At 62.9% G+C, this 15525-nt stretch carries 29 protein-coding genes; 27 read left to right on the top strand and 2 right to left on the bottom strand.

Annotated features, from left to right (window positions below; genetic code table 11):
• Window positions 1-4: 4 nt before the first annotated feature.
• The 16 genes from NFL01S_RS37735 to NFL01S_RS30995 all read left to right on the top strand — a co-directional run bounded on the left by NFL01S_RS37735 (window position 5) and on the right by NFL01S_RS30995 (window position 10558).
• A complete protein-coding gene (locus NFL01S_RS37735) occupies window positions 5-298 on the top strand; it encodes an HNH endonuclease (protein ID WP_084493412.1) in 294 nt (97 codons plus the stop codon).
• Window positions 298-936 carry a hypothetical protein gene (locus NFL01S_RS37730; RefSeq protein ID WP_062979888.1) on the top strand — a complete coding sequence of 213 codons (639 nt, stop codon included), beginning with the start codon at window positions 298-300 and terminating at the stop codon, window positions 934-936. Before NFL01S_RS37735 ends, NFL01S_RS37730 begins: the two co-directional genes overlap by 1 nt.
• Window positions 937-939: 3 nt before the next feature.
• A complete protein-coding gene (locus tag NFL01S_RS31050; RefSeq protein ID WP_062979887.1) occupies window positions 940-1152 on the top strand; it encodes a hypothetical protein in 213 nt (70 codons plus the stop codon).
• A complete protein-coding gene (locus tag NFL01S_RS31045; RefSeq protein WP_084493411.1) occupies window positions 1145-1834 on the top strand; it encodes a 3'-5' exonuclease in 690 nt (229 codons plus the stop codon). Before NFL01S_RS31050 ends, NFL01S_RS31045 begins: the two co-directional genes overlap by 8 nt.
• Entirely contained in the window at window positions 1831-2274 is a 444-nt protein-coding gene (locus tag NFL01S_RS31040) for a hypothetical protein (protein WP_062979885.1), read from the top strand. Before NFL01S_RS31045 ends, NFL01S_RS31040 begins: the two co-directional genes overlap by 4 nt.
• Before the next feature lie 101 nt (window positions 2275-2375).
• Window positions 2376-3089 carry a transcriptional regulator gene (locus NFL01S_RS31035; protein ID WP_062979884.1) on the top strand — a complete coding sequence of 238 codons (714 nt, stop codon included), beginning with the start codon at window positions 2376-2378 and terminating at the stop codon, window positions 3087-3089.
• Window positions 3086-3811 carry a hypothetical protein gene (locus NFL01S_RS37230; protein ID WP_062979883.1) on the top strand — a complete coding sequence of 242 codons (726 nt, stop codon included), beginning with the start codon at window positions 3086-3088 and terminating at the stop codon, window positions 3809-3811. The genes NFL01S_RS31035 and NFL01S_RS37230 overlap by 4 nt, the downstream gene beginning before the upstream one ends.
• Before the next feature lie 26 nt (window positions 3812-3837).
• A complete protein-coding gene (locus tag NFL01S_RS31025; RefSeq protein ID WP_062979882.1) occupies window positions 3838-5031 on the top strand; it encodes an HNH endonuclease in 1194 nt (397 codons plus the stop codon).
• Entirely contained in the window at window positions 5031-6131 is a 1101-nt protein-coding gene (locus NFL01S_RS31020) for a hypothetical protein (RefSeq protein ID WP_062979881.1), read from the top strand. Before NFL01S_RS31025 ends, NFL01S_RS31020 begins: the two co-directional genes overlap by 1 nt.
• Window positions 6128-6712, top strand: a complete 585-nt coding sequence (locus tag NFL01S_RS31015; RefSeq protein ID WP_062979880.1) for a hypothetical protein — start codon at window positions 6128-6130, stop codon at window positions 6710-6712. The genes NFL01S_RS31020 and NFL01S_RS31015 overlap by 4 nt, the downstream gene beginning before the upstream one ends.
• On the top strand, window positions 6709-7104 hold the full coding sequence (locus tag NFL01S_RS31010) for a hypothetical protein (protein ID WP_062979879.1): 396 nt from the start codon (window positions 6709-6711) through the stop codon (window positions 7102-7104). The genes NFL01S_RS31015 and NFL01S_RS31010 overlap by 4 nt, the downstream gene beginning before the upstream one ends.
• Window positions 7101-7271, top strand: a complete 171-nt coding sequence (locus NFL01S_RS35900; protein ID WP_157117156.1) for a hypothetical protein — start codon at window positions 7101-7103, stop codon at window positions 7269-7271. The genes NFL01S_RS31010 and NFL01S_RS35900 overlap by 4 nt, the downstream gene beginning before the upstream one ends.
• A gap of 214 nt (window positions 7272-7485) precedes the next feature.
• A complete protein-coding gene (locus tag NFL01S_RS31005) occupies window positions 7486-8883 on the top strand; it encodes a DNA cytosine methyltransferase (RefSeq protein ID WP_062979878.1) in 1398 nt (465 codons plus the stop codon).
• An 81-nt stretch (window positions 8884-8964) separates the two neighbouring features.
• On the top strand, window positions 8965-9483 hold the full coding sequence (locus NFL01S_RS34985) for a DNA N-6-adenine-methyltransferase (protein WP_157117155.1): 519 nt from the start codon (window positions 8965-8967) through the stop codon (window positions 9481-9483).
• Complete coding sequence (locus NFL01S_RS31000; RefSeq protein ID WP_062979877.1) at window positions 9480-10067, top strand: metallophosphoesterase; 588 nt, start codon at window positions 9480-9482, stop codon at window positions 10065-10067. Before NFL01S_RS34985 ends, NFL01S_RS31000 begins: the two co-directional genes overlap by 4 nt.
• Window positions 10064-10558 (top strand): hypothetical protein, encoded by a 495-nt coding sequence (locus NFL01S_RS30995; RefSeq protein WP_062979876.1) that lies wholly within the window; start codon window positions 10064-10066, stop codon window positions 10556-10558. Before NFL01S_RS31000 ends, NFL01S_RS30995 begins: the two co-directional genes overlap by 4 nt.
• Before the next feature lie 51 nt (window positions 10559-10609).
• Here NFL01S_RS30995 and NFL01S_RS30990 read toward each other — a convergent pair whose 3' ends face one another.
• Complete coding sequence (locus NFL01S_RS30990) at window positions 10610-10846, bottom strand: hypothetical protein (protein ID WP_062979875.1); 237 nt, start codon at window positions 10844-10846, stop codon at window positions 10610-10612.
• Between the two features lie 113 nt (window positions 10847-10959).
• Between NFL01S_RS30990 and NFL01S_RS35895 the strand changes: the two genes are divergently transcribed.
• Complete coding sequence (locus tag NFL01S_RS35895) at window positions 10960-11133, top strand: DUF6003 family protein (RefSeq protein WP_157117153.1); 174 nt, start codon at window positions 10960-10962, stop codon at window positions 11131-11133.
• 11 nt (window positions 11134-11144) lie between these two features.
• Here the strand turns inward: NFL01S_RS35895 and NFL01S_RS35890 are convergent, their stop codons facing one another.
• Window positions 11145-11297 carry a hypothetical protein gene (locus NFL01S_RS35890; protein WP_157117151.1) on the bottom strand — a complete coding sequence of 51 codons (153 nt, stop codon included), beginning with the start codon at window positions 11295-11297 and terminating at the stop codon, window positions 11145-11147.
• A 98-nt stretch (window positions 11298-11395) separates the two neighbouring features.
• On the opposite strand from NFL01S_RS35890, the gene NFL01S_RS35885 reads away from it, so the two are divergent.
• The 10 genes from NFL01S_RS35885 to NFL01S_RS30945 all read left to right on the top strand — a co-directional run.
• Complete coding sequence (locus tag NFL01S_RS35885; RefSeq protein WP_157117149.1) at window positions 11396-11656, top strand: hypothetical protein; 261 nt, start codon at window positions 11396-11398, stop codon at window positions 11654-11656.
• Between the two features lie 642 nt (window positions 11657-12298).
• Window positions 12299-12760: a single-stranded DNA-binding protein gene (gene ssb / locus NFL01S_RS30980; protein WP_062979873.1), complete on the top strand. Its 462-nt coding sequence runs from the start codon at window positions 12299-12301 to the stop codon at window positions 12758-12760.
• A gap of 43 nt (window positions 12761-12803) precedes the next feature.
• Entirely contained in the window at window positions 12804-13166 is a 363-nt protein-coding gene (locus NFL01S_RS30975; RefSeq protein ID WP_157117147.1) for a hypothetical protein, read from the top strand.
• Window positions 13163-13342, top strand: a complete 180-nt coding sequence (locus tag NFL01S_RS35880; protein ID WP_157117145.1) for a hypothetical protein — start codon at window positions 13163-13165, stop codon at window positions 13340-13342. The genes NFL01S_RS30975 and NFL01S_RS35880 overlap by 4 nt, the downstream gene beginning before the upstream one ends.
• Window positions 13339-13581: a hypothetical protein gene (locus NFL01S_RS30970; RefSeq protein ID WP_062979871.1), complete on the top strand. Its 243-nt coding sequence runs from the start codon at window positions 13339-13341 to the stop codon at window positions 13579-13581. The genes NFL01S_RS35880 and NFL01S_RS30970 overlap by 4 nt, the downstream gene beginning before the upstream one ends.
• On the top strand, window positions 13578-14162 hold the full coding sequence (locus tag NFL01S_RS34980) for a ParB N-terminal domain-containing protein (RefSeq protein ID WP_084493408.1): 585 nt from the start codon (window positions 13578-13580) through the stop codon (window positions 14160-14162). Before NFL01S_RS30970 ends, NFL01S_RS34980 begins: the two co-directional genes overlap by 4 nt.
• Window positions 14159-14422 carry a helix-turn-helix transcriptional regulator gene (locus NFL01S_RS30960; RefSeq protein WP_062979870.1) on the top strand — a complete coding sequence of 88 codons (264 nt, stop codon included), beginning with the start codon at window positions 14159-14161 and terminating at the stop codon, window positions 14420-14422. Before NFL01S_RS34980 ends, NFL01S_RS30960 begins: the two co-directional genes overlap by 4 nt.
• The gene (locus tag NFL01S_RS30955; RefSeq protein ID WP_062979869.1) at window positions 14419-14919 is read left to right on the top strand and encodes a hypothetical protein; all 501 of its coding nucleotides are present in this window, start codon (window positions 14419-14421) and stop codon (window positions 14917-14919) included. Before NFL01S_RS30960 ends, NFL01S_RS30955 begins: the two co-directional genes overlap by 4 nt.
• Window positions 14916-15143: a hypothetical protein gene (locus NFL01S_RS30950; RefSeq protein ID WP_062979868.1), complete on the top strand. Its 228-nt coding sequence runs from the start codon at window positions 14916-14918 to the stop codon at window positions 15141-15143. Before NFL01S_RS30955 ends, NFL01S_RS30950 begins: the two co-directional genes overlap by 4 nt.
• Window positions 15144-15157: 14 nt before the next feature.
• Window positions 15158-15525: HIT family protein (locus NFL01S_RS30945; protein ID WP_218019646.1), on the top strand; the 368-nt coding region annotated here is incomplete at its 3' end.

The following is a 15525-nucleotide window of genomic DNA, read 5'->3' as shown; positions in this document are numbered from 1 at the left end:
GTCTATGCGCACCGCTGGTCCTATGAGCACTACGTCGGGCCCATCCCAGAGGGCATTGGAGATCGACCACCTGTGCCGCAACCGGCTGTGCGTCAACCCCAGGCACCTCGAAGCGGTCACCCGAGACGAGAACTACCGGCGCTCCCTCGGCAACCATCGCAAGAGTCAGTGCCCGGCGGGCCATCCCTACTCCGGAGCCAACCTGTACGTGGCTCCATCAGGCAAACGCTTCTGCCGCGCCTGTCAACGACAGGCAGGCATCAAGCATCGAAAAGCACGCTCCCGAAAGGCAATTTGATGGACATCTCCGAAGCCGCCGCACCCAAGAGCGACCAGATCAACGCAGATGATCTGATGTCCGGGCCGCGGGTCGTCACCATCGTCGAAACCCGCCGCGGCAACGCTGAACAGCCGGTCGAGATCGTGACCGCCGAATTCGGGCCCAAACGCCCGTATCGGCCTGGGAAAAGCATGATCCGCGTGCTCATCAACGCCTGGGGTGCCGAGTCGAGTACCTACGCGGGCCGCCGGTTGAAGATCTACCGCGACCCCGAGATCAAGTTCGGGCCGGAAAAGGTCGGTGGGATCCGCATCTCCCACATGTCGCACATCGACAAACGGCTCACCCTCGCCCTGACTGTGACACGTGGGAAGCGGGCGCCGTACGTCGTCGAGCCGTTGCCTGCCGGACTGCCGATGATCACCGACGACCAGGCGCATGAGATCGCAGCAGAGATCGAGACCGCCGCCGACCGCGCGGAACTCGATGCGATCACCGCCCAGTTGAAGACATTCGATCTCGGGCAGCACCGGAACCGGCTCGTGCAGCTTTGGAAAGAACGCGCCAACACCCTCAGCAACGAGGTCAAGGCCCCCACAGAGAGCGACATCCCGCCCGCCGATGAGGGCATTTTCCCGCCGGATCCGCAGGGATAGGCAATGGCTCGCATCGACAACGGCGCCTGGTTGGCCTATCCGAACGTCGGGGACCAGCCAGGCGCCGGCGGGGACGCGTTCGAGGTCCGTTACTTCGGGAACGACGACCTCTCCGAACTTCGTGCCCTCCGCTATTCCAATGACAATCCCGGATTCCGTGCCCTCTACATGGCGCCAGGTGAATCCATTCTCGAAGCCGAGGAAAACAGTGACTAGCTGGGTTGATATGCCGCTCTGCGCGGTCGACACCGAGACGACCTCCGCAGACCCGAACACCGCGCGTCTCGTCACGGCATGCGTCGCCGCAATCAACGGATCCGAGGTCGACTCCCGCACCTGGGTAGCGAATCCCGGGATCGAAATACCTGCTGAGGCGACCGACGTGCATGGCATCACGAACGAGTACGTCCGCGAACACGGACGGCCGCACGATGAAGTGGTCGCGGAGGTTGTGGAAGCCCTGTACGTCGCGTGGGAGTCCGGTCGCGCCGTCGTCGCTTATAACGCGAGCTTCGATTTCACGGTCATCGCGAACCATTCGCCGGGGTTCGAGGTCCGGGGTCTGATCGTGGACCCGTTCACCATCGACCGCGAATTCGACGCATACCGGAAAGGTAAGCGGACCCTCGCGGATGTTTGCGAACACTATGGGGTGCGCCTCGATGGCGCCCACTCGGCCGACGGTGACGCCCTCGCCGCGGCTCGCCTGGCGTGGAAGATGCCGCGCGTCTATCACGTCCTCGCTCTCGCGTCTGCCGACAGTCTCATGGAATCCCAAGCCAACTGGTACCGGGAACGCCAGTACTCCTACATCGACTACCTCCGCCGCAACAACCGGCCCTTCGACGACGTCTCCGTCGAGTGGCCCGTGCGCACCCAGAAAGCGACTGCGGCATGAGCGGCACCACTGCCGGCAACAGCCGCTACTGGCTCGCCCGTGGATACCGGCCCGCCGAACCGAGCCGAACCAAACTCCGCGACCTCATCAACCAAGGCGTCGTCCCGAACCGTCTCGCCAACGGGCTCGGAGTGCACTCCACCACCCTCAACCGGATCTGGCAGGGCCGCGCCAGCTTTGTGCACCCAAACCTAGCCGCAGCCATAAACCGGATCGACCCGGAGACCGCCATAGACCAGTACTCCCGCGGCACACCCTATGTGGACGCGATCATCCTAGACCGCATCATCTCCGGTGCAGACGTCACAGTCGCCGCCGTAGACAAACCCGCATACGCGCGAGCCCTGTACACGGAACACGGCTGGAACCGCAACCAGATCGCCCGAAAGCTCGGCATCTCCTGGACCCGCATCAACCATCACCTGGGGGTAGCCGCGTGAACGTGTACACGCAGATCCCAGTGCAAGATCCGTACCTTCGCTGCAAGAGCAGTTCTATCCGGCGAGCCCGCGGAATTTCCGGGTACACCGATATCACGCCATTGCAGCAGCATTTGCGATGGCTTTCCGGTCTCGGATTCACCGATCAGGCGCTCGCCGCCGAAGCGGGAATCTCCCAGATGGCGATCCGGCACATCCGCATCGGGCACCGCAACCAGAACATCGTCTACACCAGTCGCGCAGTACGCATCCGGACGCTTACCCATGTCCCCACCGCGAATCAGGCATCGTTCCGGGTGCCTGCTCTCGGCGCCGGGCGACGGTTGCGCGCACTGCGAGCGTTGGGGCATTCCAATCGGGATATCGCGCCACTGCTCGGCGTCGGCCCCAACGCGGTATCGAATATCTGCAATAAGCATCGCATCGCCGGCGCCACCTGGCTGCGGGTAGCCGACCTCTACCGCGACCTGTCGCATGTGCCTGGCTCGTCAGATGAAGCGGCGTACCTCGCGCGACTCAATGGGGACGCGCCCCCTATGGCGTGGGACGGAATCGACATCGACCATCCCGACAGTAGCCCCGATTTCGGTGACCCCGACGCCGCGCACGGGGTGGACTGGGTGCGGATTGAACGCGTCGTCGATGGTGTCGATTCTGGGCCGCTCAACCGGGCAGAGAAGGGCGCCGCGTACCGGCTCGCAGCCCGGCGCGGATACACAGCCGCCCGTGTCGCGGAACTACTCCAGGTGTCCGCTGAAGCCGCCGACATCGGGTTGAGGCGTGCCCGAAATAAAACCCTGCGGGAGGCGGCATGACCATCACGTCAGGCACCCGCAGAACGAAACGCTACCGGTACCGGAAAGCCAACAACATCCAGGTATACACCGACACCGCCCCAATCCAAGAACACATCCGGTCACTCACCACCATCGGAATCAACTATCCGATGATCGCCGCCAGCGCAGGATGCACCAAACAATGCATCCGCTACATCGACATCGGCGCCATCGAACGCGTCCGCGTCGAACTCGCCGCCGCCATCCGAGCCACCACCCACCACCCCCACCCGAAACAAAACAGGGTCCTCGGCATCGGCGCCGCACGCCGCCTCCGCGCACTCAACGCCATCGGATGGTCCACCACACTGCTCGCCGACCGGCTCGGAATCGACGTAAGCGGACTCAACCTGTGCGCCCGCCGCAAACACGTCACCTACCAGCGGTGGGCCGAAATCCGCGACCTGTACAACGCCCTGTCCGGAACCCCCGGCCCCAGCCGGAAAAGCATCCAAGTCGCCCGCGCAGCGGGACACGTCCCCCCGCTCGCATGGGACGGCATCGATATCGACGACCCGCGTGCACAACCCGACTGGATAGCGGCCGGCATCAAAGTCCAGGACCGGCCCGTGTGCGTCAACAACCATCCCCGCACCCCAGCAAACACCGTCACCGGGCGGCGCGGACACCGGGCCTGCGCCGAATGCATGCGCGGCCAACGCGAACGAGCAGCCGCCCGCCGCCAACAAACCGCCGCCTAAACCTCCTCGAAGGAACCCGAACACTCATGGCCGTATCACGCCGCCTCCGATTCGAAATCTTCCGCCGCGACGCGCACACTTGCCGCTATTGCGGTGCAACGGCGCCCGACGTGAAGCTCACCATCGACCACGTAACCCCGGTTGCTCTCGGTGGCACCGACGAGCCCGGGAACCTGTTCACTGCCTGCGCTGACTGCAATGGCGGCAAAACCTCCATCGCACCCGATGCTGCCCGCGTCGCCGAAGTGTCAGCCGACGCCATCCGCTGGTCCGACGCGCTCAAACAGGCCGCCGCGGAACGGGAAGCCGAGTACGCCGACAATCGCGCCACGGAGGACAGGTTCCGGGCCATATGGGAGGAATGGACTGCGGGTGGCCGTCCACTTGAACTCCCTAGCGGCTTCGGATTGTCGGTCCGTCAGTTTCTCGCCGCTGGCCTGACGTTCTCCGATTTGGAGGCGCTCGTTGACGTCGCCATGAACACGAGAACCGTCCGCGGCGCCGAACGAGTCTGGAAATACTTCTGCGGCTGCTGCTGGAAGCGCATCGAGCAGGCACAGGTGCGGGCCCGGGAGATCGCGGGCGGTCAGGTGAGCGAGTTCCATGTGCGCGGGCGACATGCCGAGCCAGAGGGAGTGACCCGTCAGATTGCCAGCGGCAACGAGTGGAGCCGTGAACAAGTTCTCGACATCCTTCAACTGGCTTCGAAACTCGGTGGGATCAAAGTTGACGACGCGTCGATTACTCAATGGCACGCGGCGGCCAACGGCGGACGCTGGATGGACAGCGATGAAATGCCCGCCGTCGAATTGGTGCGATACATCATCGAACGTCGATGCGCGGACGACAGCGGCGAGAAGGTGCCGCTGTCGCCGGAGGCCATCACTGAAATGTTTGCAAACCATCGGGTGCTGGCCGGACTGGAATCGAAATTCAACCACTACGCAACGAACGATCTTCCGGTCACGCATGACGTCATTGACCTGATCCTACGGGTAATCCTGTGGGAAGTACTTCCGGCCGACTATTCCCATGACAACCAGCTCGCAACGAACTTGACAACCGCCATCCGTGAAGCGGGTCTCACTTTTGCGGGCGCTTTCCACTTCACGTACACGTTCCTGCGCGGCCAGCTCGACGCCTACACCCCCGAGCTGCTACCCGAGTTCGCGCGCCACTACCTCGAATACATCGAGCAGACCCCGGCAGGGAGTGCCTAATGCCTCGCGAATATGCCCGTTTCCAGTTGTCCATGTGGGAAGACGACGACTTCCTCAACCTCACTCCACCCGCACAGCACCTCTACTTCGTCCTCGCCACCGACCCCGAAATGTCCTACTGCGGTCGCGTCGACTGGCGCCCCACCCGGTTGCGTGTCCGCGCCGCCGGCTGGACCCCCGAACGCATCGAATCAGCCGCGGCGGAACTCGAAGAAGCCCGGTTCGTGCTGTTCGACCCCGACACCGAAGAGGCGTTGGTTCGGGCACTAATCCGCAGCGACGAACTCCTGCGGAACCCGAAGATGGGGATCTCCGTTGTCCGCGCCTACGGGGCCGTAGCCTCCCGCACCCTGCGTGCCGCCGTCGTGACCGAGGTGAAGCGAGCCCACGCCGAGCACCCCGAGTACTCGTCGTTCTCGTCCCCGATCTCAGGTGAGCACCTGGCCCGGTTGATGACCCGCCCGGACCTGGAAGAGCACGGCTACACCAACCGGATTACCAACCACATTGGTAATCACATTGGTAATCGGATTGGTAATGCCGAACCGGTCGAGAACACCAATCGGATTGGTAATGCGATTGGCAATCCGATTGGTAATGCGGATCGGTCCGTTTCCTACCTGCATACGGCAGACCGCATACAGCAGACCTACATACCTCATACCGCTCGCGCGGCAGACCCCGGCGAGCCGGACGCGCCACCCCCAGCGCAAACCAGTCGGCAGCGCAGGCGCGAACCCGCCCCCATCCCCGAGGAGTGGGCGCCAACCGACACACATCGACACAAAGCCGGGCGCATGGGCGTCGACCTCGAACACGAAGCCGATCAGTTCCGTAACCACGCCCTCGCCAACGGACGCCTCCAAGTCGACTGGAACGCCGCATTCCATACCTGGCTCGGCAAAGCGCGTCCACGGCCCGCAACCCACGCCACCCCTGGCCCCCCGGCAACCGCAGGCGACAGGAAACGCGCCGACCTCAACGCCACATTCGACGAACTCAACCGTCAAGTCGCCCACCAGCGGCCACTGATGCAAGTCATCGACGCCGAACCCGCACAGCCCGCCATCGACTTCACCGACTGGAGCGCCACCGCATGAACGCGACACCAGACCCCTACTACCTCGACGCCGCCAAAGCCGTCTTCCAAAACCTCCAAGACTTCGATCTGTGGTTCCCGAAGATCAGCGTCCCCACCGCCGCAGCCTGGGCCAACCACTTCCAGAAGACCGGGTTGTGTGTCGAGGACTTGGTTGCCGGCGTCGAACACGCCCGAGACCACCACAGTCGCATCAACACCACCCGGTCCGAGCAGCGTGGCGAGAAAGCCGAGCAGTTCCGGCCGACGCCGGATGACATCATCCGTCACGCCCACGCCTTCCGTCGGGACGTCCTCGCTCAGTTGCCGAAAGACCGGGTCGACGAAATGGAGCTGGCGAACCACGTGTTCCAGGACATGGGTTACACGCCGCGGGAAGCACACGCGTTCTCCCGTGAGGTCGCTTTGGCGGTCGCGCTCGGACGTACACCCCGCGGCCAACTGGAGCCCGAACGGCTCGACGAATTCAAAGCCCTGTTCGCCGCCAAGAAGCAAGCCGCCCTCGGGTTCCGGGACCGCCGGCGAGAACTTGCCCAAGCCCTCCGTGTCGCCGACCTGTACTCGGTGGAGCGTGCGTCATGAACCGGGTTGACACGGTCGCGATCCTGGAACTGGTTCGCGACTACGACCAGCGCGAGATCACCCCCGACCTCATCACCGAATGGCACGAGCAGATCGGGCATTTGCCGAAACCTGCTGCGGTCGAAGCTGTTCACCTCCACTACAAGATCAACCCCAGTCGCATCGACACCCAGCACGTCATCGACATTGCTGGCGAAATCGCTGAACGGAAACCGTCGCAGCGGCCCATGCGCAGGGCACGTATGGGCGCCTACCACGTCAACGGTGCGTTCAGCGACCAGTGTCCGCGCTGCGGCGCCCAACCGGGCGAAACCTGCACCAACCCCGAAACCGGACACGAAACACACGCACCCTGCATGGTGCGTCTCGTCGGAAAGAAGACCGCGGCATGAACGGCCACATCGACGCCGCGAAAACCACGCCAGGCGACCGCGCGACCCTCCGAAACTTCGCCCGGACACTCCCCGGCGGTCAACTCCGGGAAGCGCTCCTGCATATCGCAGACCTCCTCGACGAAGGCGAAAGCGTGTTCGTGTGGAGTATCGAGGGGGAGAAATGACAATTGCGTATACTGTACACAGTAACGGTATTTTAATACCAGACGCAGTTTCCGGCGACGGATCCTGTAGTTGCGTGGTGGCCGAGCTCGCTCAGGATGCGCCCGTAATGCTGCCCAGTTTCAACGCTGACGGTCGAACGGATCGAATCCGACTGTCTATACCCGAAATCCGTCTTGAATCCCTCTACCATCCCGCGATTGCTAGGAGTGCGCTGTGAGTCTGACCCTGACCGATTTGTTCTGCGGCGCCGGCGGTTCATCGACGGGCGCGGTCCAGATTCCCGGCATCGAAGTGCGGGTGGCTTCGAACCATTGGAAGCTGGCAGTGGAAACCCACAACACGAACCACGCCGACGCAGACCACATCTGCGCGGACCTGTCGCAGATCGACCCCCGCTACTTCCCGACCACTGACATCCTGTGGGCGTCACCCGAGTGCACCAACCATTCTCGGGCGAAGGGCACGAAGAAGCTTCAGCCGGCGACCCTGTTTGATGAGCCGCTGCCGGATGAGGCTGCGGAGCGGTCGCGGGCAACGATGTGGGATGTGCCAAGGTTCGCTGAGGCGCACGGGTATCGGGCAGTGATTGTCGAGAACGTGGCTGACGCGATCGACTGGGCGCCTGAGTGGTCGCCGGAGAAGGGGACGTTGTTCCGGTCGTGGCTGTCGACGATGGACGGGATGGGTTACGACCATGAGGTTGTGTTCCTGAACTCGATGCACGCCCAGTTGTTCGGGGCGGGTGCGCCGCAGTCTCGGGACCGCATGTATGTGGTGTTTTGGCGGAAGGGTGATCGTCGCCCGGATCTTCGGCGGGTGACTCGTCCGGCGGCGGTTTGCCTGGAGTGTGGCCCGGTGCAGGCGATGCAGGTGTTCAAGCCGGGGTCGTCTCCGGTGGCGCGGTATCGGGCACAGTATGTGTTCCGGTGCCCGAATGTGAAGTGCCAGAACCGGGTGGTTGAGCCTGCGGTGCGTCCTGCGTCGGACATTATCGACTGGTCGATGCTGGGGACTCGGATTGGGGATCGGGCGAAACCGTTGGCGGCGAAGACGCTGGCGCGGATTCAGTCGGGGATCGAGAAGTATTGGTCGAACGATGCTCTTGCGGTCCCGGTTGAGGGGCGTGAGGGGAAGCAGGCTCGTCCGGTGGATGGGCCGTTGCGGACTATGTCGACCCGGAATGAGACGGGGTTGGCGTTTATGGCGGAGTTGCGTGGTGGTGGGTCGAAGCATCGTTTGGTGTCTGAGCCGTTGTGCACGGTGACGGCGGGTGGTGGGCATCATGGGTTGGTGACTCCGGCGGGTGGTACGTGGCGGGAGCGGGCGACGAGCACTGCTGAACCGATCCCGACGCGTACTACTCGGGAGACCGACGGTGTGGCGATGGGCCCGTCTTTGGATATCGCTGATGTCCGGTTCCGGATGTTGGAGCCGCGGGAGATCATTGCGGCGATGGATTTCCCGCGCGATTATGTGGTGTTGGGGAATCGGCGGGAGCAGGTGCGGATGGCGGGTAATGCTGTGACTCCGCCGGCTGCGCGGGATCTGGTCGGGGTTGTCGCTGAGGCGCTGGGGGTAACGGTGAGCGGTCCGGAGTCGGTCGCGGCCTGATTGGTTCGGTGTCTGCCCCCGGTTTGTGGTTTGACCGGGGGTGCAGGCTGTTCGTGGGGGTTATTCGATTTGGAGCAGAGAGTGACAACAGGTCGCGCAATTGGTGGACATCATTCGGCGCGGTCGGGGTCGAACGTGTGGCTGACCCCTCCGGGCATCATTGGGGCGTTGGGTGTGTTCGATCTCGATCCGTGCGCAGCTGATCCGCGGCCGTGGGATACGGCGCGTCGGCATATCGCGCCGCCCGAGGATGGGTTGTCGGCCGAATGGGTGGGTCGAGTGTTTCTGAACCCGCCGTACACGGGTCTTCCAGTGTGGTTGGGAAAGCTCGCGGACCATGGGCAGGGGACGGCGTTGGTGTTCGCGCGCACTGAGACCCGGTGGTTCGTTGATCTGGTATGGCGGCGGGCTACCGCGGTGTTGTTTCTGCATGGCAGGCTGCATTTCCATTTGCCGGATGGCGCTCGCGCGCAGGGCAATGCTGGCGCGCCGTCCGTGCTTGTCGCGTATGGCGAGCGTGACGCTGAATTGCTCGCTGGATGCGGGTTGGATGGCACGTTTCTACGAGTCTGCGGCAAAGGGTCGGAAGGGGCAGCGTGACCGGGATCTGGTTCTGTAGCGACCTGCACGTGGGCGGACACAAGCTTGTTGCTGGCCTGCGCGGTTTCGGTGAGAACACTGACGCGCATGATGCCGAGTTGGCGCGCCGTTGGGATGCGGTGGTGCGTCCGGATGATCAAGTCTGGGTGCTCGGGGATGTGATCGGCCGGCGGGGGCATGAGGAGGCCGGGCTCGCATGGATTGCGGCCCGGCCCGGTGTGAAGCATTTGATCGCCGGGAACCATGATGATGTGCATCCGTTGCATTCGGGCGCGTACAAGGCTCTCCCGCAGTGGTTGACGGTGTTCGCGACGGTGCAGCAGTCCGCGGTCAGGAAGTTCGCGGGGCAGCGTGTCCTGCTCAGCCATTTCCCGTACGCGGGTGAGGGCGGCGATCACACCGAGGTCATCCGGTATCCCGAATGGCGTTTCCCGGACGTCGGGCGTTGGCTGCTGCACGGGCACACGCACTCCTCGGTGAAGCAGCGTGGCCGTGAACTGCATGTGGGCGTGGACGCGCACGGTTTGGCGCCGGTGCCGTTGAAGTGGGTCGAAGAACGAATCACGGCGGGAGCGGACGAATGAGCGAGCGGACGGTAGCGACTTACGGCGAGTGGGACGAGTACGCGAATAATGTGGTCGACCCTTGCGCGCGTGCGGTCGGTGTGTTGGCGGATGAGATCCGGGGAAGGGTCGGCGGCAACAAGCACGTCCCGATCTGGCTGTCGGAGGAAGTCGAGACACTGACTGGCTGCGGTGACGGCTGCTGTTCCGATGAGTCGTGGTCGTACCTGGTCATTGAGGCCGGTGAGTCGCGTGCGCGGTTCATCGACGACGAGAACGAGTACCGGTATTGGTTGGATGGGCCGCTCCGGTGGGCCGAGTTGGAGGCTGTGGAGCGTGCGCGGGCCGAGCAGCGGCGTGCGAACGATGCCGCGTTCAATGCTGTCGTGATCACGCCGATCCTGGACGTGTTGCAGCAGGTCGAAGCCGACGGGTACGCCAATGACGGCGAGTGGCATGACCGGGTGATGGATGCGCTCGGGGTCGGCGGTGCCCGGTACAGGCAGGGGTAGGTGAGTGGATGAGTAGACAAACGAAAACAGCCACCCTTTCGGGTGGCTGTTTCAGGGCCGGTGGTAGGTGACCCGAGCGTTCTCGGCGCGGAATGTGCGCGGTCCCCGGCGCTTGTCCCGGCGGGACATGGGGCCGCGAGCGTTGGCTTCTTGTGCCATCCGGAGTTCGTGTTCCCGGGTGTTCCGCATTACCTGGGTGATGATCGGGTGGAAAGCGGTCTCCCAAACGATGTCCTCGATGGTGGGCTCTGCGTCGAATTCGGCGAAGAATGCATCAATCTCGTCCATCTTGCTCTCACTCTCTGTAGTTTTCGTGCCTGCTGATGCTCCAAACGATACATGCTCCAAACGATACATGCAAGTGGTTTGTTGTCCCGATTGGAACATGTAGCATTTGGAGCATGACCTGGACTCCAGAGCAAGCCGAAGCAGAGCTAAACGCCTGGCGCGTCACCTACGAACGACGCGACGAGCTGGTCCGCGCAGCCGATGCGGCCGGCGTACCCATCAACCGAATCCACACCCTCATGGGACTCGGCCGCAACACCGTCTACCGCATCCTCGGCAGACTCTGACGCAAACCAGCTCAGCTGCCCGCGGCCCGTGCTTCCTCGAACCAAGCCCCGTACGGGTCCTGCGCGCGTCCGCTGATGCGTTCCCGGCAGTCGGGGCAGAGCATGCGCCCCTCGCCGGCGGGCTGTTCGTAGCATTTCTGGCATAACGGGGGCTGGTCGCTCATAAAACGTATTCTAGTCGATGCTGGTGAATGTTTAACGCGCGCCCATTTCCCATTTCGCGCCCATTTTGGTGGTTTGACTCGGGCGGGAAAATTGATTCATGACCGAAACCGGCGCTATTCAGGTGGATCGTTCGGGTTTCCATGCCGCTCTTGAAGCGTTGATGATGGATGACCCGCACCCGAAAGGTTATATTTCTAATTCTCCTGCTGCCCGTCTTGATCGTGCTTTGTGGGCGTATGAGTGGGCGCGCAGTGAGTTTCCGGTGACTAAGCGTCCTGATGGTCGTTGGTCGCAGCAGTTGCCTCCGATCGGTGTTGCGCGGAGTGCGGTGTTGGAGAAGGAAGCCCGCGATGAGTGAATACCGGGCGGACGTTCGCCAGTTGACGCGCGGTACATGCAGTTTCCATTGCGGACACGGGCACACGTTGTGGCGTGTGTTCTTATTCCGGCATTCGGGCAACGATCTGGTGGAGTTGATCCAGTACTCAGATACCGATGAGTGGCGTTGGGCTATGCGGATGGCGGTTAAGCAGGTGCGGGAGGCGAACCGGGATGTCTGACCTTGCAGTACGGCCGCGTTGGTGGCGCCTCGACCCACAGTCCCGTGTCGAACTCCAATGGGGCGACGCGACAGGCCGCGACCTCGACGACTTCACCGCGATGCCTCCCAGGATCATCTACCGGCCTCAGCAGTGCATAAGTCTGCGACCGTACAGGGACGTGCACTATTTCGGGAACACCACGCGGATTTGGGGCGCCTGGGAGGTGTTCGACCTGCCCCAAGACAGGAGCGGGGACGGATCGCTCTGTGGGCGGACGGTCTTGGTGGATGGTGAGGCGCCGCGGGTTGAGGTGTTCGCGTTGCAGCCGTCGACGGTTGGGGATTGGTTCTTGGTCGACGATGATTCTGCGGCCTGAATTCGTGGTTTGACTCGCGCGAGAGAATTAGTTGTATCGCCGGTATTCAGGAGTCCGGCATTCCCGAAAGCGACACAAGCTTATGTCTGCGACATTGACAATCATCGGCGGACTGACCGCGCCAGTAGAAATCCGATTCACTCCGGCCGGTAAAGCGGTAGCCAACTTCACGGTGGCGAGTACCCCACGCTACTTGGACAAGAACACCAACGAATGGAAGAACGGCGAAACCCTCTTCCAACGCTGCAACATTTGGGGCGAACCCGCTGAAGCACTCGCGGAATCCAACCTGGACAAGGGCACGCGTGTGATCGTGACTGGCCGGCTGAAGTCCCGCAGTTTCGAAACCCGTGAGGGGGAGAAGCGGACCGTGCAGGAGTTGGAGGTCGACGAGTTCGGGGTGTCGACGAAGTACGCGACCGTCAAGGTGACGAAAGTCAGTAAGGGTGGCGGTGGTTCGCGTGCCGCAGAGGATCCGTGGGGTAGTAGCCCGCAGGGTGGTTCGTTCACCAGCAGCGCGCCCGACGATGAGCCGCCGTTCTGACCGCCGCTGACATCAAACCACCCATTTACCAGGAGAAACCAAAATGAAGCACGCCATCCTTCCCCGTGAACACATGAACCTGACCGTCCGAACCATGCAGGTCGGCGAGTCCGGGTTCGCTCCCATGTCCGCGCTGGGTTACGACGAGGGCGGTCGGGCATGGCTGGCCGGCAGCGCGCGCGTTGGCGGCGAGTCCGCTTTCAGCCCAGTTGAGCCGCTGATCGGAGTGAATCGCGACGAGTCCGGGCTTGTTGTTGTGGTGTTGCCGTCGCAGAAGTTCGATTACGTGAAGATCGACTACCTGGACCAGGATAGCGAGCTTATCGAGGTCGCTGAGGTGCATGTTGCCGGAAAGTCGGGAGTGTTGTTGGCGCCCCGCGACGTACTGAAGTCTGCGATCCGTTGAACTCGACTATCTGGCCGTTGTTGACGTGGGCGGGCGTGATCGGTGTGCTGGCCGTTCTCGGGTTGGTGACCCCTGCGCCGTGGCGGGACTTGTTTTGGCTGTTGGCGAAGTCGATGTCGGCCGTGTTGGTGTTGGCGTTGACGGTGGCCGGGCTGCTGCTGGTGGTGACGTTGTGAGGGACGACCAGACGTTGCGTGACGGTGCCGCGGAGTTCGTGCAGCAGGCGGTCGCGGCGGAGAAGGCGCGTGTCGAGCACATCCGCCGGCAGTTGCTCCAAACCGATTCGTGTGCATCCTGCGGCGTCGTGGTGGGGGATCAGGTTCGGCATGTCGAGTGGCATGAGGAGCAGCAGAAGTGGAGGCGTGCCGTGTTCAAGACGTTCGAGCAGTTCGCAAAACCGAGGAGAACAGAGTGAGCGGCATCGAGCTTTGGACGGTCAAGCACATCATCAACAACGTCGAGACCGGTGACGGCTGGAGTTGGAGTGATGAGGCCGCCCGCCTGTGGGAGCTGGAACCCGAGCGGATGAAGGCGTTGAAGGCTGATCTTCGCGAACACGGGATCCGGGCGCCGATCGAGGTCGCGCGCACCGTGGATGGTCGTTTGCGGATGTGGGATGGGCATCATCGGGTGATCGTCGCGGCCGAGTTGAGGTTGCCGACGATTCCCGTGCACTTGAATCAGGAGAAGAACATGGACGGTCTGCCCGAATTTTATCGGCGCGCAAGCATGTTCGGTGGCGGGCAGTTGCCGCCCGAGACTGGCGCCGGTGCGGATCCGATTAACCCGAATTATTACTGCTTCCCGAACGGCGCGGAAGCAATCGATATTACGCAGTGGTTGTCGGCGTGCGGGTCTCAGGCCGCGCAGTATGTGATCCGGGCGACTCGGATCGACGGCAAGGTCAAGGGTGATCCGATCGAGGATTTGACCAAAGCGATTTGGTTCCTGGAGCGGGAAGTGTCGCGGTTGAAGAGTCTTGAGGCTGCGGCGTGACTGAAACGAACTATGCGGTCGCGCCGGGCGAGTTCCTGGCGGAGTGGATGGAAGAGAACCACGTCGACCAGATGGCGGACTTGTTAGAGGCCAGCCCTGGCCTGGTGTACGAGTTGCTGGACGGGTACGCGGCGGTGACCTTCTCGCGGGCGGAACGGTTAGAGGGTGTGACGGGTATCCCAGTTCGCGCGTGGCTCAGGTTCGAGGAGCAGTATCGGGCTGATCTCGCGCGGCTGGCCGGGCAGGAGACGGTGGCGTGAAGGTTTACTTGGTGCATGAATACCTCGGGTACGGCGAGGAACCGGTGCGGCACGTGTTCGACAACCTGGAGACGGCTGAGGAGTATTCGCGGCTGATCAACCACGGCTCTACCGACGAGGTAGGCGAGTGGGATGTGCTGTCTGGTCTGCCTGAGCGTTGGGAGGTGTGGACGGCGCGCGGCTCGTTCTGGCTGGACGAGCTGGAGGTTGAGCCGTCGTTCTCGTCGTCGTCGGAGATTGTGTGGGAGGAGCCGGCGGATGTGTTGCAGTCGCGGGTGCATCGTCGCCGTGAACGTCGGGATCCGTACACGCTCTCGGAGTTGATGGAGATGCGGCGTACGTTCCAGTATCTTCCAGCATTCGATGCCGTACGTGAGGTGGGCCCGTCTGAGGTGCCGAATCATTGCGCGGTGGTCGTGTGGGGTGTCGGCCGTGACCGGGTTGAGGCTGCGTGCCGGGAGAAACTGGCAGAACTGAGAGCTGAGGCCGCGGCGTGAACGTCCTGTTGTCGGCTGAGGTGGATCGACTTACTGGGATCATCGCGTCCACTCTTTCGGGGTTCGCGGACATCCTGCTCGGTATCCCGCCGTTCGAGAGTGATCGGGAGTTGGCCGGCGAGATGGCGGCCGACATGGTGATGGGCTGGTCTGCGTGGGCGGTGATGGCTGACATGTCGCAGCCGATCGGAACAGAAACAAACGAGAGTGTGGAGACAGACTGATGAACCCTGATTGTGTGTTCTGCAAGATCAACCGAGGCGAAGCGCCGGCCACGATCGTCGACGAGTGGTCCGACGCCCTCGCTATCGTCCCGCTCGGCCCAGTAGTCGACGGCCACGTCCTGGTGATCCCGAAGCTGCATGTCGCCGACTTCACCGAGGACCCGAAGGTCACGGCCGCGACCATGCGCCGGGCCGCCCAATATGCTGCTGGCCGGCATGATTCGGCGAACGTGATTACGAGCATGGGGCGGGCTGCGACACAGAGCGTGTTTCACCTGCATGTGCATGTTGTTCCGCGTGCCGAAGATGACGAGTTGATGGTGCCGTGGGGGACCGTGTTTGGGGATGATCCGCAGGCGCCGCATTGGTGTCGGGTGGCTAA

This window comes from Nocardia flavorosea NBRC 108225 (assembly GCF_001613385.1).
Classification (GTDB): Bacteria; Actinomycetota; Actinomycetes; order Mycobacteriales; family Mycobacteriaceae; genus Nocardia; species Nocardia flavorosea.
The sequence above is the reverse complement of the archived record's forward strand: the minus strand, read 5'-3'. Positions and strand labels throughout refer to the sequence as shown.

Bases quoted from the DNA above. Each gene is read 5' to 3' on its own strand.
- NFL01S_RS37230 (WP_062979883.1), top strand. From the start codon at position 3,086: ATGACCATCACGTCAGGCACCCGCAGAACGAAACGCTACCGGTACCGG.
- NFL01S_RS31010 (WP_062979879.1), top strand. From the start codon at position 6,709: ATGAACCGGGTTGACACGGTCGCGATCCTGGAACTGGTTCGCGACTAC.
- NFL01S_RS35890 (WP_157117151.1), bottom strand. From the start codon at position 11,297: ATGAGCGACCAGCCCCCGTTATGCCAGAAATGCTACGAACAGCCCGCC.
- NFL01S_RS30990 (WP_062979875.1), bottom strand. From the start codon at position 10,846: ATGGACGAGATTGATGCATTCTTCGCCGAATTCGACGCAGAGCCCACC.
- NFL01S_RS31040 (WP_062979885.1), top strand. From the start codon at position 1,831: ATGAGCGGCACCACTGCCGGCAACAGCCGCTACTGGCTCGCCCGTGGA.
- NFL01S_RS30995 (WP_062979876.1), top strand. From the start codon at position 10,064: ATGAGCGAGCGGACGGTAGCGACTTACGGCGAGTGGGACGAGTACGCG.
- NFL01S_RS35885 (WP_157117149.1), top strand. From the start codon at position 11,396: ATGACCGAAACCGGCGCTATTCAGGTGGATCGTTCGGGTTTCCATGCC.
- NFL01S_RS30975 (WP_157117147.1), top strand. From the start codon at position 12,804: ATGAAGCACGCCATCCTTCCCCGTGAACACATGAACCTGACCGTCCGA.
- NFL01S_RS35895 (WP_157117153.1), top strand. From the start codon at position 10,960: ATGACCTGGACTCCAGAGCAAGCCGAAGCAGAGCTAAACGCCTGGCGC.
- NFL01S_RS31015 (WP_062979880.1), top strand. From the start codon at position 6,128: ATGAACGCGACACCAGACCCCTACTACCTCGACGCCGCCAAAGCCGTC.
- NFL01S_RS31020 (WP_062979881.1), top strand. From the start codon at position 5,031: ATGCCTCGCGAATATGCCCGTTTCCAGTTGTCCATGTGGGAAGACGAC.
- NFL01S_RS31050 (WP_062979887.1), top strand. From the start codon at position 940: ATGGCTCGCATCGACAACGGCGCCTGGTTGGCCTATCCGAACGTCGGG.
- ssb (WP_062979873.1), top strand. From the start codon at position 12,299: ATGTCTGCGACATTGACAATCATCGGCGGACTGACCGCGCCAGTAGAA.
- NFL01S_RS37730 (WP_062979888.1), top strand. From the start codon at position 298: ATGGACATCTCCGAAGCCGCCGCACCCAAGAGCGACCAGATCAACGCA.
- NFL01S_RS31025 (WP_062979882.1), top strand. From the start codon at position 3,838: ATGGCCGTATCACGCCGCCTCCGATTCGAAATCTTCCGCCGCGACGCG.
- NFL01S_RS35900 (WP_157117156.1), top strand. From the start codon at position 7,101: ATGAACGGCCACATCGACGCCGCGAAAACCACGCCAGGCGACCGCGCG.
- NFL01S_RS37735 (WP_084493412.1), top strand. From the start codon at position 5: ATGCGCACCGCTGGTCCTATGAGCACTACGTCGGGCCCATCCCAGAGG.